General features: G+C 69.8%; 12 protein-coding genes. All 12 read left to right on the top strand.

Annotated features, from left to right (window positions below; genetic code table 11):
- Positions 1–321: restriction endonuclease subunit S (locus MOPEL_RS18140; RefSeq protein WP_009482503.1), on the top strand; the 321-nt coding region annotated here is incomplete at its 5' end.
- 4 nt (positions 322–325) lie between these two features.
- Positions 326–3,358, top strand: coding sequence for a type I restriction endonuclease subunit R (locus MOPEL_RS08620; protein WP_009482502.1), 3,033 nt, complete (start codon positions 326–328; stop codon positions 3,356–3,358).
- A gap of 206 nt (positions 3,359–3,564) precedes the next feature.
- On the top strand, positions 3,565–5,133 hold the full coding sequence (locus tag MOPEL_RS08615) for a YfcC family protein (RefSeq protein WP_009482501.1): 1,569 nt from the start codon (positions 3,565–3,567) through the stop codon (positions 5,131–5,133).
- A gap of 102 nt (positions 5,134–5,235) precedes the next feature.
- Positions 5,236–6,606, top strand: a complete 1,371-nt coding sequence (locus MOPEL_RS15955; RefSeq protein ID WP_009482500.1) for a sensor histidine kinase — start codon at positions 5,236–5,238, stop codon at positions 6,604–6,606.
- Positions 6,603–7,295, top strand: coding sequence for a response regulator (locus MOPEL_RS08605; RefSeq protein WP_009482499.1), 693 nt, complete (start codon positions 6,603–6,605; stop codon positions 7,293–7,295). The genes MOPEL_RS15955 and MOPEL_RS08605 overlap by 4 nt, the downstream gene beginning before the upstream one ends.
- 165 nt (positions 7,296–7,460) lie before the next feature.
- Positions 7,461–7,955, top strand: coding sequence for a cytochrome c nitrite reductase small subunit (gene nrfH / locus MOPEL_RS08600; protein ID WP_009482498.1), 495 nt, complete (start codon positions 7,461–7,463; stop codon positions 7,953–7,955).
- A gap of 4 nt (positions 7,956–7,959) precedes the next feature.
- Positions 7,960–9,456, top strand: coding sequence for an ammonia-forming cytochrome c nitrite reductase subunit c552 (locus MOPEL_RS08595; RefSeq protein WP_009482497.1), 1,497 nt, complete (start codon positions 7,960–7,962; stop codon positions 9,454–9,456).
- Positions 9,457–9,721: 265 nt separating this feature from the next.
- A complete protein-coding gene (locus tag MOPEL_RS15950; RefSeq protein ID WP_009482496.1) occupies positions 9,722–10,627 on the top strand; it encodes a tetratricopeptide repeat protein in 906 nt (301 codons plus the stop codon).
- A 4-nt stretch (positions 10,628–10,631) separates the two neighbouring features.
- Positions 10,632–11,372: a cytochrome c biogenesis CcdA family protein gene (locus MOPEL_RS08585; RefSeq protein ID WP_009482495.1), complete on the top strand. Its 741-nt coding sequence runs from the start codon at positions 10,632–10,634 to the stop codon at positions 11,370–11,372.
- Positions 11,373–11,382: 10 nt separating this feature from the next.
- Complete coding sequence (gene resB / locus MOPEL_RS08580) at positions 11,383–12,888, top strand: cytochrome c biogenesis protein ResB (protein ID WP_009482494.1); 1,506 nt, start codon at positions 11,383–11,385, stop codon at positions 12,886–12,888.
- A 5-nt stretch (positions 12,889–12,893) separates the two neighbouring features.
- Entirely contained in the window at positions 12,894–13,808 is a 915-nt protein-coding gene (gene ccsB, locus MOPEL_RS08575; RefSeq protein WP_040633622.1) for a c-type cytochrome biogenesis protein CcsB, read from the top strand.
- A gap of 73 nt (positions 13,809–13,881) precedes the next feature.
- The gene (locus tag MOPEL_RS08570; RefSeq protein WP_009482492.1) at positions 13,882–14,562 is read left to right on the top strand and encodes a TlpA family protein disulfide reductase; all 681 of its coding nucleotides are present in this window, start codon (positions 13,882–13,884) and stop codon (positions 14,560–14,562) included.
- Positions 14,563–14,827: the final 265 nt, after the last annotated feature.

Raw genomic sequence — 14,827 nt, 5'->3', positions numbered from 1 at the left:
CCCAGTCTTGACCCACATTGGCTGGCTTCCTTCTTCAACTCCCCCTTGGGCAAGTGGAATGTTGAAAGGGTCCAATATGGCGCTGCACAGGGTGTCATCAACCTTTCCGAGGTGGCATCCTTCATGGTTCCACTCCCGTCCCGGGAAGAGCAAGCTCGGAGGATTCGACAGCTTCACCGCGCAAGCGAGAATCATGCCGCCATGCGTGCTTCCATTAAGGCAATAGTAGAGCACCTTCAGGAGTACAAGCAGTCCCTCATCACGGCAGCGGCGACGGGGGAGTTCGACGTGACGACGGCATCGACGAGGATTCCGGGGTAGAGATATGACGATCACGCGTGAGTCGGCGTTCGAGGCGAACATCGAGGCCCATCTGCTCGGGCACGGGTGGGGGCGGCTCGCTCCGTCCGGGTACGACCGCAAGCTCGGGTTGTTCCCCGACGAGGTCATCGAGTTCGTCAAGGCCTCGCAGCCGAAGGCGTGGCAGCAGCTCGTCACCCGCCACGGCGGGGAGGCGATCGCGGTCGACAAGTTGCTCGCCGTCGTCGTCAAGGCGATCAAGCATCGCGGCACGCTCGACGTGCTCCGCAACCCCGTCAAGGACTCTGGCGTCCCCGTGCGCCTCGCCTACTTCAAGCCCGCGTCCGGCCTCAACGACGAACAGGTCGCCCGGTACGAGGCCAACCGGCTCGGCGTCGCCCGGCAGGTGCACCACTCCGAGTCCAACCCGCTCGACTCGCTCGACCTCGTCCTCGCCGTCAACGGCATCCCCGTCGCCACCGCCGAACTGAAGAACCCCCTCACCGGGCAGGGCATCGACCACGCGATGGCTCAGTACCGCGAGCAGCGCAATCCCGCCGACCTCCTCTTCGCCGGGCGCACCCTCGTCCACTTCGCCGTCGACCCCCACCGGGTCGCCATGACCACCCGCCTCGCTCGCGAGAAGACCCGGTTCCTCCCGTTCAACCAGGGCAGCGCCGGACCCGGCAACCCCGGCGCCGCAGGCAACCCGGCCGTGACGGACAGCTCGGGCTACCAGACCGCCTACCTGTGGGAGCAGGTGTGGGAGCGCGACGCGTGGCTCGACCTGCTCGGTTCATTCATCCACGTCTCCACCGACCGCGACACGGGCGAGCGGCGGGTGCTGTTCCCGCGGTTCCACCAGTGGCACGCCGTCCGCTCGCTGCTTGCCGCGACGCACCGCGACGGCGCGGGCGTCGACCGGCTCGTCCAGCACTCCGCGGGGTCGGGCAAGTCGAACACCATCGCGTGGACCGCGCACAGCCTCTCCCGGCTCCACGGGACCGACGAGCGGCCGATCTTCGACAAGGTCGTCGTCATCACCGACCGCAAGGTCCTCGACCGCCAGCTGCAGGAGACCGTCGCCGGGCTCGAACACACCCCCGGCACGATCGTCCGCGTCGACAAGCACTCCTCCCAGCTCAAGGAGGCCCTCGAGGGCAACGCGGCCCGCGTCATCATCACGACGCTGCAGAAGTTCCCCGTCGTCGTCGAACTCGCCAAGAAGGCCGCAGCCGAGGGCGCCGCCCGCGAGATCGCCGGCAAGCGCTTCGCCGTCGTCGTCGACGAGGCGCACTCCTCCACCGGCGGCGACGCGATGAAGCAGCTCAAGACCGTTCTCACCAGCGACGACGACGCCCTCGCCGCCGCCGAGGCCGCCCAGGCCGAAGCCGAGGAGGCGGAGGAGGCGAACGACCTGCTCCTCGAATCCGCCCGGCTGCGCGGCAAGTCCGGCAACCTGTCGTTCTTCGCATTCACCGCGACGCCCAAACCTAAGACCCTCGAACTCTTCGGACAGCGCGGGGCGGACGGGCGGCTCCACCCGTTCCACACGTACTCGATGCGGCAGGCCATCGACGAAGGGTTCATCCACGACGTCCTCGCCAACTACACGACGTACGGCGTCTACTACCGCCTCGCCAACGCCGACCCGCGCGTCGACGTCGAGATCGACAAGGGCAAGGGGCGCGCCGCCCTCGCTCGGTTCGCCTCGCTGCACCCCTACGAGCTCGACACCAAGGCCGAGGTCATCGTCGAACACTTCCGGCAGAAGACGATGAGCAAGATCGACGGCCGCGCCAAGGCGATGGTCGTCACCCGCTCCCGCCTCCACGCCGTGCGCACCCACGAGGCCATCGACCGGTACATCAAGCTCAAGGGCTACGACACCGGCGCCCGCCCCATGCGCACCCTCATCGCGTTCTCCGGCACCGTCACCGAGGAGGACGCGCCCGAGGTCGTGCTCACCGAGGCGAGCATCAACGGCTTCCCCGAATCGCAGCTCCCCACGAAGTTCAAGGACGACGAGAACAAGCTCCTCGTCGTCGCCGAGAAGTACCAGACCGGGTTCGACGAGCCCCTGCTCCACACGATGTACGTCGACAAGAAACTCGCCGGGGTCAAGGCCGTCCAGACCCTCTCGCGCCTCAACCGCACCACCCCCGGCAAGGAGGACACGTTCGTCCTCGACTTCGCCAACACCGCCGACGAGATTCGCGAGGCGTTCGAGCCGTTCTACGAGCAGAGCATTGCCACCCCCACCGAACCGAACATCCTCTACACGCAGCTCCACGACCTCATGAACGCCGGCGTGCTGTCGGCGCCCGAGATGGAGGCGGCCGTGACGACCCTGCTCGAGGGGGACGAGTCCCGGCAGGGCGAGATGTACGCCAACATCGCGCCTGCCGTGGGCCGCTACATCACCATCGAGGAGACCGACCCCGACGCCGCCGAGGCGTTCCGGGCGACGCTCGAGCACTTCGTGCGGACGTACGCGTTCCTCGCCCAGGTGATGCCGTGGACCGACGCGGAGCTCGAACGGCTCTACCTCTACGGCCGGATGCTCCTGTCGGATCTGCCCGCCCGCGATCACGACCCGATGCCGCAGCTCGGCAAGTCGGTGCAGCTCACCCACCTGCGCCTGGCGACGACGCACGAGGGCTCGATCGCCCTGGAGGGCAGCGACGAGCCCGGCGTCGCGCTGCCCGGAGAGGGCAAGGGCACGCAGGCCGAGCCGGTGCTCGACAAGCTGTCCGCGCTCATCGCCGCGATGAACGAGAAGTTCGGCGCCGACCTCGGCGACACCGACAAGGTGTGGGTCGACCAACAGCGCACCGTCGTGAAGAACAGCGCCGACCTGCGCGTCGTCGCGGAGAACAACGACCGCTCCGCCTACGAACTCGTCCTCGCCGAACGTCTCGCCGACCTCATCCTCGACCGGCAGGACGCCAACACCGCCCTGGTCGACATGTTCTTCGAGAAGCCCGGCTTCAAGCAGCAACTCATCGCCTACCTCGCCGACACCTACGACGAGTTCCGTCAGGAATCGCGGGCCTGAGGGCGGGACCCGAGCGCGCACCGCAGCGGTCCCCGGTTCCGACACGTGCGCAGCACCGAGGGTCACGCGTGGCTCGCTGAGGTGAGACACCCGACCGCGTGCTTCGCGGAGTGACCGACGAACCGAGGTTCTCGGGAGTAGCGTCGGATCACCCCGACCGGGGGTGAGGTGCGTCAGAGGATCGTTCGTCCGAAGGGAGGTCGACGATGTCGACCGAGGCCACGCTGACCGAGTCCACGTCCAGGCCGCGTCGCCGGTTCCGGCTGACCGTGCCGTCGGCGTTCACGATCCTGTTCCTCCTCACGATCCTCGCGATCGGGGCGACGTGGCTCGTGCCGGCAGGGTCGTACGCGAAGCTCGAGTACACGCCCGCGTCGAGCTCGCTCACGATGACCTCCCCGCAGGGCGAGGAGAAGACGCTCCCGGCGACGCAGAAGACCCTCGACGGCCTCGGCGTCAAGATCGACGTCGAGAAGTTCACGTCGGGGTCGCTCACCAAGCCGGTGTCCATCCCCGGCACGTACCAGCGGCTCGAACAGAACCCGGCCGGTGCCGCCGATCTCACGAAGTCCATGGTCGAGGGCACCATCGAGGCCGCCGACATCATCGTCTTCATCCTCGTCCTCGGCGGACTCATCGGCGTCGTCAAGGCCACCGGCGCGTTCGACGCCGGCCTCGTCGCCCTGACGAAGAAGACGAAGGGGCACGAGTTCCTCCTCGTCCTCGCCGTCGCGCTCCTCATGGTCCTCGGCGGCACCTCCTGCGGCCTCGAGGAGGAGGCCGTCGCGTTCTACCCGATCCTCGTGCCGATCTTCCTCGCCATGGGGTACGACGCCATCGTGTGCGTCGGCGCGATCTTCCTCGCCGGGTCGATGGGCACGACGTTCTCCACGATCAACCCGTTCTCCGTCGTCATCGCCTCCAACGCCGCCGGCATCCAGTTCACCGAGGGCCTGTGGTGGCGCGTGTTCGGGTGCGCCGTCGGCGCGGTCGTCGTGTGCGTCTACCTGTGGTGGTACGCCCGCAAGGTCCAGGCCGACCCCACGTTCTCCTACTCCTACGAGGATCGCGGGAAGTTCGAGAAGCAGTGGCGCATGGGCACCGAGGGGGCCGAGAACATCCGCTTCGACTGGCGCCGCAAGGTCGTCCTCGTCCTGTTCGTCGCCGCGTTCCCGATCATGGTGTGGGGCGTCATGAGCCAGGGCTGGTGGTTCCCGACGATGGCATCGTCGTTCCTCGCCATCGCGATCATCGTCATGCTGCTCTCCGCCACCGGCCCCGAACGCCTCAGCGAATCCCAGCTCACCACCGCGTTCACCGAGGGCGCCTCGAGCCTCGTCGGCGTCTCCCTCATCATCGGTCTCGCCCGCGGCATCAACCTCGTCATGAACCAGGGCCTCATCAGCGACACCCTCCTCGACTCGGCCTCCCGCCTCGTGAGCGGTATGAGCGGACCGGTGTTCGTCCTCGCGATGCTGCTCGTGTTCTTCGTCCTCGGCTTCGTCGTCCCGTCCTCCTCGGGCCTCGCCGTGCTCTCCATGCCGATCCTCGCGCCCCTCGCCGACACCGTCGGCATCGAGCGGTACATCGTCGTCTGCGCCTACCAGTGGGGCCAGTACGCGATGCTCTACCTCGCCCCCACCGGCCTCGTCATGGCGACCCTCCAGATGCTCGACATGAAGTACTCCCACTGGCTCCGGTTCGTGTGGCCGATGGTCCTCTTCGTCCTCGGATTCGGCGGGATCCTCCTCGTCGCACAGGTGCTCATGAGCTGACGTCGACAGGCCCCGACCCGGAACAACGTATTTCGACGACTGAAACCGGTAAATTCCTCCGCGTCGGCCCATCCACGGCGGATGCGAAGGAGGCAGGTGGTCATGAGCGGCGCCCGAACGACGCACACGGCCGCCCCGCGCCGGGGCGCGGTGGACACGCTCCCGCGCCTGCGCATCCTCGCCGTCGTCCTCCCGTGCCTCGCGCTGCTCGTCCTCACCGCGCTCCGTCACACCCTCGTCGTCGACCGGTGGCCCGTTCACGGGCACCTCGTCGTCGACACGGTGCTCGTGCTCGCGACCGTCGTGTTCGCGCTCGCCATGGTCGCCGGGATCGAACGCCGCCACGGAGACAGCAGCCGCCGCGCCCGCGACCTCGCCGCGATCGACGCCGTCACGACCGCGGCCCGTGCCCCCGGCACTCCCGACGACGTCGTCGTGCAGTGCCTGCGGGTGGTGCTCGACGTCACCGGCGCGGCGCACGCTCGGCTCGACACGACGGCCCCGCTCGAACCCGGCGGGGTGCGGACCACCTGGCGCCTCGGCGACGAGCCGGACGCGCCCGACACCGTCGTCCGCGTCCTCCCCCTGACCGTCGACGGCGCCCCCGTCGGCACCCTCACGGTGACCGCCGAGGACGCCGAACGGCCCCTCACCGACGACGCCCACGCCAGCATCGCCTCCACCCTCGCCCTCGCCCTCCACCGTGCACGACACCTCGCCCGCCTCCACCACGAGTGCCACGACGCCGCCCTCGCCGAACGCGACCGCATCGCCCGCGAGATGCACGACAGCCTCGCGCAGGCCCTCGGCGCCGCCCACCTGCGCCTCCACGCGATCGCCGCCCGCCCCGACGTCACCGCCTCGCCCGCCGCCGCCCACGAGATCGAGGACGTCGCCGCCCTCTGCGAGGAGGCCTACGCCGACGTGCGCGAGGCCATCCTCGGACTCCGCACCACCTCCGACGGCCGGAACCGGACCCTCACCCAGGCCCTCGACGGCTACCTGCGCGCCTACACCCGACGCACCGGGATCGTCGCCACACTCCACGCCGACACCGACGCGGCCGACGCCCTCCCACCCCACCACCAGAACCACGTCGTCCGCGTCGTGCAGGAGGCCCTCACGAACGTGCGCAAGCACGCCCACGCCGACCGTGTCGACGTCCGCATCACCACCCCGCCCGGCCTCGTCCGGGTCACCGTCACCGACGACGGCGCCGGTTTCGACCCGGCCCGGGTCGCCGAGGGGCGCTTCGGGTTGGCGACCATGGGGGAGCGGGCCGACCTCCTCGACGGGCACCTCACGGTCGACTCCGCGCCGGGCCACGGCACACGTGTCACCCTCGACGTCCCCGCCGCGCGTGTGCCCGGCGCCCTCCGCGAGCACGGCCCCGCAGTCCACGCCCGCCCCGTGCGCGCCTCCGCCGACCGGCATCCCGCCCCGGCCCGACCCCATACCCCGATCCACGTATGACGACGCCACCCACCGACCCCGTCCGCGTCCTCGTCGTCGACGATCAGGAACTCTTCCGCGGTTCCCTCGCCGCCGTCATCGACACCCAACCCGACCTCACCGTCGTCGGGGAGGCCGCCAACGGCCTCATGGCCGTCGAACAGGCCGACACACTCCGCCCCGACGTCGTCGTCATGGACGTCGAGATGCCCGTCCTCGACGGCATCGAGGCGGCCGGCCTCGTCCGGGAACGACTACCCCACGTCAAGGTCGTCATGCTCACCGTCGACGACGACGACGAGAACCTCATGCGGGCCGTGCGGCTCGGCGTGCACGGCTACCTCCTCAAGAACCTCCGCCCCGCAGAGCTGTTCGACATGATCCGCGCGGTCGTCCGCGGCGAGACCCCCGTCGCGCCCGCCCTCGTCGGCCGTCTCCTCGCCGAACTCCGCGGTACCACGCCCACGCCCCGCACCTCGGCACCCACCCGGCCCGAGGACCTCCTCAGCGCCCGTGAGCTCGAGATCCTCCGACTCGTCGCCCACGGGTTGTCGAACAAGGAGATCGGGTCCCGCCTCTGCATCACCGAGGGGACCGTCAAGAACCACGTCCACAACGCCCTGCAGAAGCTCGGCATGGAGAACCGCATCCAGGCGGCCGCCTACATCGTGCGGCAGGGCCTGGGCACACCCCGACCCCCGGGCGGATAGCCCCGCGAGATAGACCCCTCACCTGCCCCGCTGTACCGGATTTCTATCCGTGGAGGGGTGGGGGAGGACACGTCCCCACCGCGAGAATCGGGCCAGGGACGACGTGCGCGCCCACCCCGGGCCGGCACGTCGCGCCCCGCAGGTGCGAGACCGGAGGTGGACGACATGAGCAGACCGCGGTGGTGGACGACACTCGCCCGCGCCGTCGGGATGCGTGGACTCGTCTACTCCACCCTCGCGCTCGTCCTCGGCACGGTCCTCGGTCTCGGCGTCTTCACGTTCGGATACGCCGGCGGGTGGGCCTACTTCGGCAACAACCCGCAGACGTGCGTCCAATGCCACGCGATGAACGACCAGTACTCAGGTTGGCTCAAGGGGAGCCACAAGAACGTCGCCTCCTGCAACGACTGCCACGCCCCCCACGGGAACTACGTCGCCAAGTACATCAACAAGGCCGACAACGGGTTCTGGCACTCGCTCAAGTTCACGACGCGTGACTACCCGATGAAGATCCAGATCCGCCCGCACAACAAGCAGATCACCGAGCACGCCTGCGTGTACTGCCACAAGGAGCTCACCGAGACGATCCACGTCACGCGGACTCCGGGCGAACAGATTTCCTGCATCAGGTGTCACACCGACGTCGGGCACAAGAGGTGATGAGATGAGCAGTTCCAAGGCCGGGAAGACGAAGGCCGACGCGCCGCGACCGGGAGACCCCTCGAAGCGGACGAAGACCCTCATCGGGCTGACGATCCTCGTCGTCGCCGCGGTGACGGTGGGTGTGGCGGCGCTCCTCGTGAGCATCATGGACCGCCGGCACGAGGCAGAGGACCAGTTCGTCCGCGTCGCCGAGATCGACGAGAACACCGTCGACCCGGCCGTGTGGGGCCGTAACTGGCCGCTCCAGTACGACTCGTACAAGCGGACCGCCGACCAGGCGAAGACGCAGCACGGCGGCTCCGAGGCGATGCCTCACGACCCCACCGCGCAGGACCCCCGCACGGTCGTCACCGAGCAGAAGATCGAGGTCGACCCCCGCCTCGTCCAGATGTGGAAGGGCTACGCGTTCTCCGTCGACTACCGCGAGAAGCGCGGCCACGCCTACATGCTCGTCGACCAGCGCAGCACCCGCCGCGTCACCGAGTTCAAGCAGCCCGGCGCCTGCCTCAACTGCCACGCCTCGATGCCGAAGATCTACGACGACCTCGGCCAGGGTGACGCGAAGAAGGGCTTCGACAAGCTCAACAAGATGACCTACGCCGAGGCCACCAAGCTCGCCGAGCACCCCATCAGCTGCATCGACTGCCACGACCCCAAGACGATGAAGCTGCGCATCACCCGGCCGGCGTTCCAGGAGGGCATCAAGCAGCTCAAGGCCTCCCAGGGCGTCAAGGACTTCGACGTGAACCGCGACGCCACCGCCCAGGAGATGCGCAGCTTCGTCTGCGCCCAGTGTCACGTCGAGTACGCGTTCCCCGGCGACGGCAAGACCGTCACGTTCCCCTGGAAGTACGGCAACACCGTGCGTGACGAGGAGCGGTACTGGAACGAGACCGGCTGGAACGACTGGACCCACGAACTCACCGGCGCGAAGATGCTCAAGGCCCAGCACCCCGAGTTCGAGCTGTGGAGCCAGGGCATCCACGCCCGCTCCGGTGTGAGCTGCGCCGACTGCCACATGCCCTACGAGCGTGAGGGCGCGAAGAAGATCAGCAACCACCAGGTGCGCAGCCCGATGCTCAACGTCAACGCCTCCTGCCAGACGTGCCACAAACAGGACGAGGCGGAGATCAAGGACCGGGTCGCGCAGATCCAGGAACGCCACATCCACACCCGCAACCAGGCGAGCCAGGCCCTCTCCGAGCTCATCACCGACCTCGAGAAGGCCGCGAAGGATCCGAAGACGAACAAGGCCGACCTCGAGGCCGCCCGCGCCTACCAGCGCAAGGCGAGCTTCTACATCGACTGGATCGTCTCGGAGAACTCCAACGGGTTCCACGCCCCCGGTGAGGCGCTCCGCGTCCTCAACGACGCCAACGAGGCCGCACGCAAGGGTCAGCTCGCCCTCCGTGGTGTCCACACCGAGGACCTGCCGGACGGCTCCCCGGCCAAGGCCCCGACGGCCGGCACCGGCACGCCCGCCGCGGCGAAGAAGTAACCCGCCACCCCTCGCGGACGACACCGCAGGACACCCCGGGAGGGGAGGAGGCGTCTCCTCCCCTCCCGGCGCGTTCGCGGCCGCTCCTCGGACGGCCCGTCGGGCGTCGGCGATCGCCACCACGGATGTACCCCGGGTAGGCCGGGGGATGTATCGAACGTCCCGGGGCCCCTATCCGAAACGTGACGGCCGACGGATGGAAGAGACCGGCCCCAACCGGAAAGGTGGGGGAGACGCCCGACCCTGCCACCCGCCGAGGACCCCGATGACCCGCGACCCCTCCGCCACCCGAGCCTGGCTCGGACTCGACGCCGACGCCGACGAGACCGACGTCGCGCGTACGCGTGAGGCCCTCGACGCCTTCCTCGCCGACGCCCCACCGGATCTCGACGGATGGGCCCGGGGCCAGCGGACCGCCGCGTTCACCCACACGGCCGCCCCCGCCACCGCACCGGCCAGCGGGGCGAGGAGCGCCCCCGTCCCGTCGGGCACGAACCCGCGCCGTCGGCGCTCACCCCTCGTCCCCCTCGGCATCGCCGCGGCCCTTGCCCTCGTCGTCGTCGGCGTCTACAACATGGGCGACACCACCGACCCCGCCACCGCCGGCACCGCCGGACAGGCCGCCTCCTCCGCCCCGGCCGACCCGCACGCGAACGGGATGCCCACCGAGATGCCCACCCAGCCCTCCCTCGACCAGGCCAAGGTCGACCGGCTCACGAAGAAGATCGCCGCCGAGCCGAAGAACACCGCCGCCATGAAGGAACTCGCGAACGAGTACTCCCGAGCCGGGCACTACCGCAAGGCCGCCGAGACGCAGACCCGGATCGTCGAGCTCAACCCCGACGACGTCGACGCACGCCTCGCCCTCGGCGTCGCCCACTTCAACATGGACGACCTGCCCGCCGCAGAGAAGCACTGGAACGAGGTCCTCCGCCGCGACCCCGACAACGCGAACGCCTATTACGACCTCGGATTCCTCTACTTCGCCACGAACCCGCCCAAGCTCGACAAGGCCGAGGCGGCGTGGAAGAAGCTCGTCGAGATCGATCCCGACTCCGACCTCGCCAAGAGCGTCGAGAGCCACCTCGACCGGTTCAAGAGCGGCGCCGCCGCGGGCGGGGGCGGCACCTCGCCCACGCACGTGCCGACGCCCTCGGCCACGAAGGGCTGACCCCGTGGAGGTCACGTTCCTCCTCGCGCTGGCCGCCGGAATCGTCGCCTTCGCCTCGCCGTGCTTCCTGCCGATCGTCCCCGTCTACCTCGGATACCTCGTCGGCTCGATGCCCGACGAGTTCGCCCGCACCCGCGCCGCCCGCCGCGCCGCGGTCACCCAGTCCCTCGCGTTCGTCGCCGGGTTCACCGCCGTGTTCGTCACGCTGTGGGCCTCGATCGGACTCGTCGGCTACGCCGTCGGCGATCTCCGCGGCCCCCTGCGCGTCGTCGGTGGCGCCGTCCTCGTCCTCATGGGCCTCCACGTCGCGGGCCTCGTCGAGATCCCCCTCCTCGGTCGACAGGTGGGTGTCTCCACCGGTCGCCTCCTCGGCGCCGGGCCGGGAGGCATCGACGTCGCCGCCCTCACCCCGAGCTACCGACGGTCCGCGCTCCTCGGCCTCGCGTTCGGCGCCGGATGGACCCCCTGCATCGGCCCGATCCTCGGCGGCGTCATCGGCCTCGCCTCCGTGAGCGGCACCGTGTTCCAGGGCGCGGGGCTCCTCCTCACGTTCTCCCTCGGGCTCGGCATCCCGTTCGTCCTCGTCGCCGCCGGCGCCGGCCAGGTGACGACGCACCTTCGTCGTCTCCGCCGTCACGAGACGGCCGTCGCCCTGCTCACCGGCGGACTGCTCGTCCTCACCGGATTCCTCATGATCACCGGCCTCCTCGACCGGGTCGCCGCCCTCACCCCCACCCTCCTGTGAACGAGACGCCATGACCGACACGCACACGCGACCCGAGATCCTCGACGACGACCTCGAGCCCCTGCCCGCCGAGCCCGCGCCTCGCCGGTCCCGCCGGCAGGACACGCCCGTCGAGGCGTTCTTCCACCGCGTCTTCGCCTTCTTCCACAACAAGAAGGTCGGCCTGCTCCTCATCCTCGCGATGGCCGTGTTCACGCTCGTCGGCGCGCTCATCGCGCAGGTGCCCGCCGACATCCGCGCCGACCCGGAGTCGTACGCCGACTGGCTCGGTGCCCAACGACCCAAGTACGGCGGCTGGGTGCCGATCCTCGACGCCGTCGGCGCGTTCTCGACGTTCTCCTCGTGGTGGTTCAAACTCACGAGCGTCCTGCTCGGCCTCTCGATCGTCGCGTGCACGCTGCACCGCCTGCCCGGTATGTGGCAGAAGGCCACCCGCCCGCACCTCCACGTCACCGAGCCGTTCTTTGACCACGCGAAGATCCGCGAGACCGTCGTCGTGCCCACCTCCCCGCAGGAGACCGTCGCCCACCTCCGCGACCTCCTCGGCCGTCGCCGCTACCGCGTCCTCGACGATCCCAAGGGTGCCGGGTACGGCCTCTACGCCGACCGCTACCGGTGGATGCCGTTCGGCACCGTCATCGCGCACGCCTCGTTCGTCGTCCTCCTCGTCGGGATGCTCGTGAGCGCCAACACGGGCTTCTCCGAGAACGTCCCCGTCACCGTCGGCGGCAAGGTCGACGTCGGACACGACACCGGACTCACCGTGGAGGTCAAGGGCTTCTCCGACACGTATCACCCCGACGGGCGCCCCCTCGACTACGTGAGCGACGTCGTCCTCTACGACGACGGGGCCCAGGTGGCGCGACAGGACGTCCGCGTCAACACGCCGCTGCGCCACGAGGGCGTCGCGATCCACCAGTCCTGGTTCGGCACCTCCGCCGTCGTCACCGTCACCGACGCGAACGGGCGGCGCGTGTTCTCCGACGGCATCCCGTTGCAGTACACCTCCGACGACGAGCAACACTCCATCGGCCGGGTCACCGTTCCCGGCACCGACCTCGAGCTGTACATCGTCACCCCCGCCTCCGGCCAGGTCCAGAGCGACATCCCCGCGGGCCAGGCGCAGATGGAGCTCCAGAAGCCCGGTGTCGACCGGCCCCTCGCGAGCGAGCGGCTCGTGCCGGGCGACCCCGTCACCGCCGAGGGCTACACCGTCACCCTCGACCGCGAGGCCAAGTTCACCGGCCTCATGATCAAGAAGGACCCGGGCGCGATCTGGGTGTGGATCGGCAGCGCCCTCATGATGATCGGCCTCATCACGACGATGGGCTTCACACACCGCCGCGTCTGGGTGCGGGTCGACCCCGTCGAGGGTGGCACCCGGGTGCGGGCGGCCACCTCCGACAAGTCCGACGTCACCTTCCGCAACTGGTTCCGAGGCTTCGCCGACGACGTCGCCCGCCTCGGGACCACCCCGACCCCCACCGCACGCCACGACCACGAGACCAGGGTGTGAGAGTCATGTTCGAACTCGGTCAGTATCTGCTCGTCGCGGCCACCCTCCTCGTGATCGTGGCCCTCCTCGCCAACATCGTCGGCTTCTCCCGCAGCCACGAACATGCCCGCGAGCACGCCTACGCGGGTGCCTCCCCGGCGGGCCACGGCGGCGTCCTCCTCGACGAACGCCCGCAGCCCGACATCGACCTCGGCGCCGGGGCCGTGGCACCCCCCGGGCTCGTCTGGTACAGCAGCCGTCTCGTGTGGATCGCGCTCGCGCTGCTCACCGGTTCGCTCCTCGCCCGGATGATCGTCACCGGTCACGGACCCTTCACCAACCAGCACGAGTTCGCGACGTCCTTCGCCTGGGGCATCCTCGTCGCCTACGTGTGGTTCGAGTGGCGCTACCGCGTGCGCACGCTCTCCCTCGCCGTCCTGCCCGTTGCCGCCGGGATCCTCCTCTACGCCCTCGCGCAGCCCACCGAGGTCAAGCCGCTCATCCCGGCGCTGCAGAACAACCTCCTCCTCACCGTCCACATCGCGACGGCCGTCCTCGCCTACGGCGGCGCCGCCGTCTCCTCCGCGGCCGCCGTCCTCTACCTCGTCCGGCCGCACGTGCGTTGGCGGGGCCTGCCGGGACGTGAACTCCTCGACGAGATCGGCTACCGCGGCGCGATCTTCGCCTATCCGATGCTCACCGCGATGATCGTCCTCGGCGCCATCTGGGCCGACGTCGCGTGGGGTTCGTACTGGAGCTGGGACCCCAAGGAGACGGCCTCGCTCGTCACCTGGCTCATCTACAGCGCCTACCTCCACGCCCGCGTCGTCCGCGACTGGCGCGGCGACAAGGCCGCCTGGCTGCTCGTGATCGGGTTCGGTGCCGTGCTCTTCACGTTCTTCGGCAACCACTTCTTCGGCGGCATGCACGCCTACGGGTGATCCTGCGCCACGACGGAACACCGCCGGGCCGGCCCGGCGGGCGAGGACGAGGACGAGGACGAGGAGAGACGACATGACGGACCAGGCCACGGCCGGTACCGGGGCGACGGGGACGACCGACGCGACCGGCCCCGGCGCTCCCGCGACGGGCGGGGGCGCCGACCCGGCACCGCGCGACTGGCGGGCACGGCTGCGGGGCAGCAGGTTCGGCACCCTCGCGGTCCTCGTCGTGACGACTCTCCTCGTCCTCGTCGGCGCCTGGTTCGTCCAGGACGCCAAGGGCGGGTCCGGCGTCTCCGACGTCGCGACCACGGCCGAGGCGACCGGCCCCGCGCCCGCGGTCGGCGCCCCCGCGCAGGACTTCACCGCTCGGACGATCGACGGCCGCACGGTGCGTCTCAGCGACTACCGGGGCCGACCCGTGTGGCTTCTGTTCGGCGCATCGTGGTGCGCGTCCTGTCGCGCCGAGGCCCCCGACGTGCAAGCCGTCCACGAGAAGGCCCGCGCCGCCGGTGTGGAGGTCCTCGCCGTCTACCTCGGGGAGGACGCGATGGCCGTCCGTGACTACGTGAGCGACACCGGCCTCACGTACACCCACGTCCCCGACCCCGAGACCTCGCTGTCCTCCCGTTACCGCGTCATGGGGATCCCCGCCCACTATTTCGTCGCCCCCGACGGCAGGATCGACTCGATCCAGGTCGGCGCGCTCGACGCGGAGCGCATGACGGAGTCCCTCGCCGCGCTCCGCCGGTGAGCCCCCCGCGCCGACGCGGTAGAACAAGGGGGGGTGGGCTGGTCCACGATCCTGAGCACGACGTATGTCGTCCTCGACTTCGACGTCCCGCACACCGACCGTGCCCTCGCCGCCCCCGCACCGGTGGACATGGAGGGCCAACCGCCCGTGAGCGCCCTCCAGATCGTCCCCTCGGGCCGGGGGTTCACCACCGGACCCAACCTCCGCCTCTTCACGAGCCTCGTCCACCTCGCCGAACGCCGCGTGACGATGTGCAGCCCCTCCT

The sequence above is a fragment of the Mobilicoccus pelagius NBRC 104925 genome, from assembly GCF_000247995.1.
Classification (GTDB): domain Bacteria; phylum Actinomycetota; class Actinomycetes; order Actinomycetales; family Dermatophilaceae; genus Mobilicoccus; species Mobilicoccus pelagius.
Note: the sequence above shows the minus strand (reverse complement) of the source record. Positions and strands in the feature narration are given on the sequence as shown.

Bases quoted from the DNA above. Each gene is read 5' to 3' on its own strand.
- MOPEL_RS08620 (WP_009482502.1), top strand. From the start codon at position 326: ATGACGATCACGCGTGAGTCGGCGTTCGAGGCGAACATCGAGGCCCAT.
- MOPEL_RS08615 (WP_009482501.1), top strand. From the start codon at position 3,565: ATGTCGACCGAGGCCACGCTGACCGAGTCCACGTCCAGGCCGCGTCGC.
- MOPEL_RS15955 (WP_009482500.1), top strand. From the start codon at position 5,236: ATGAGCGGCGCCCGAACGACGCACACGGCCGCCCCGCGCCGGGGCGCG.
- MOPEL_RS08605 (WP_009482499.1), top strand. From the start codon at position 6,603: ATGACGACGCCACCCACCGACCCCGTCCGCGTCCTCGTCGTCGACGAT.
- nrfH (WP_009482498.1), top strand. From the start codon at position 7,461: ATGAGCAGACCGCGGTGGTGGACGACACTCGCCCGCGCCGTCGGGATG.
- MOPEL_RS08595 (WP_009482497.1), top strand. From the start codon at position 7,960: ATGAGCAGTTCCAAGGCCGGGAAGACGAAGGCCGACGCGCCGCGACCG.
- MOPEL_RS15950 (WP_009482496.1), top strand. From the start codon at position 9,722: ATGACCCGCGACCCCTCCGCCACCCGAGCCTGGCTCGGACTCGACGCC.
- resB (WP_009482494.1), top strand. From the start codon at position 11,383: ATGACCGACACGCACACGCGACCCGAGATCCTCGACGACGACCTCGAG.
- ccsB (WP_040633622.1), top strand. From the start codon at position 12,894: ATGTTCGAACTCGGTCAGTATCTGCTCGTCGCGGCCACCCTCCTCGTG.
- MOPEL_RS08570 (WP_009482492.1), top strand. From the start codon at position 13,882: ATGACGGACCAGGCCACGGCCGGTACCGGGGCGACGGGGACGACCGAC.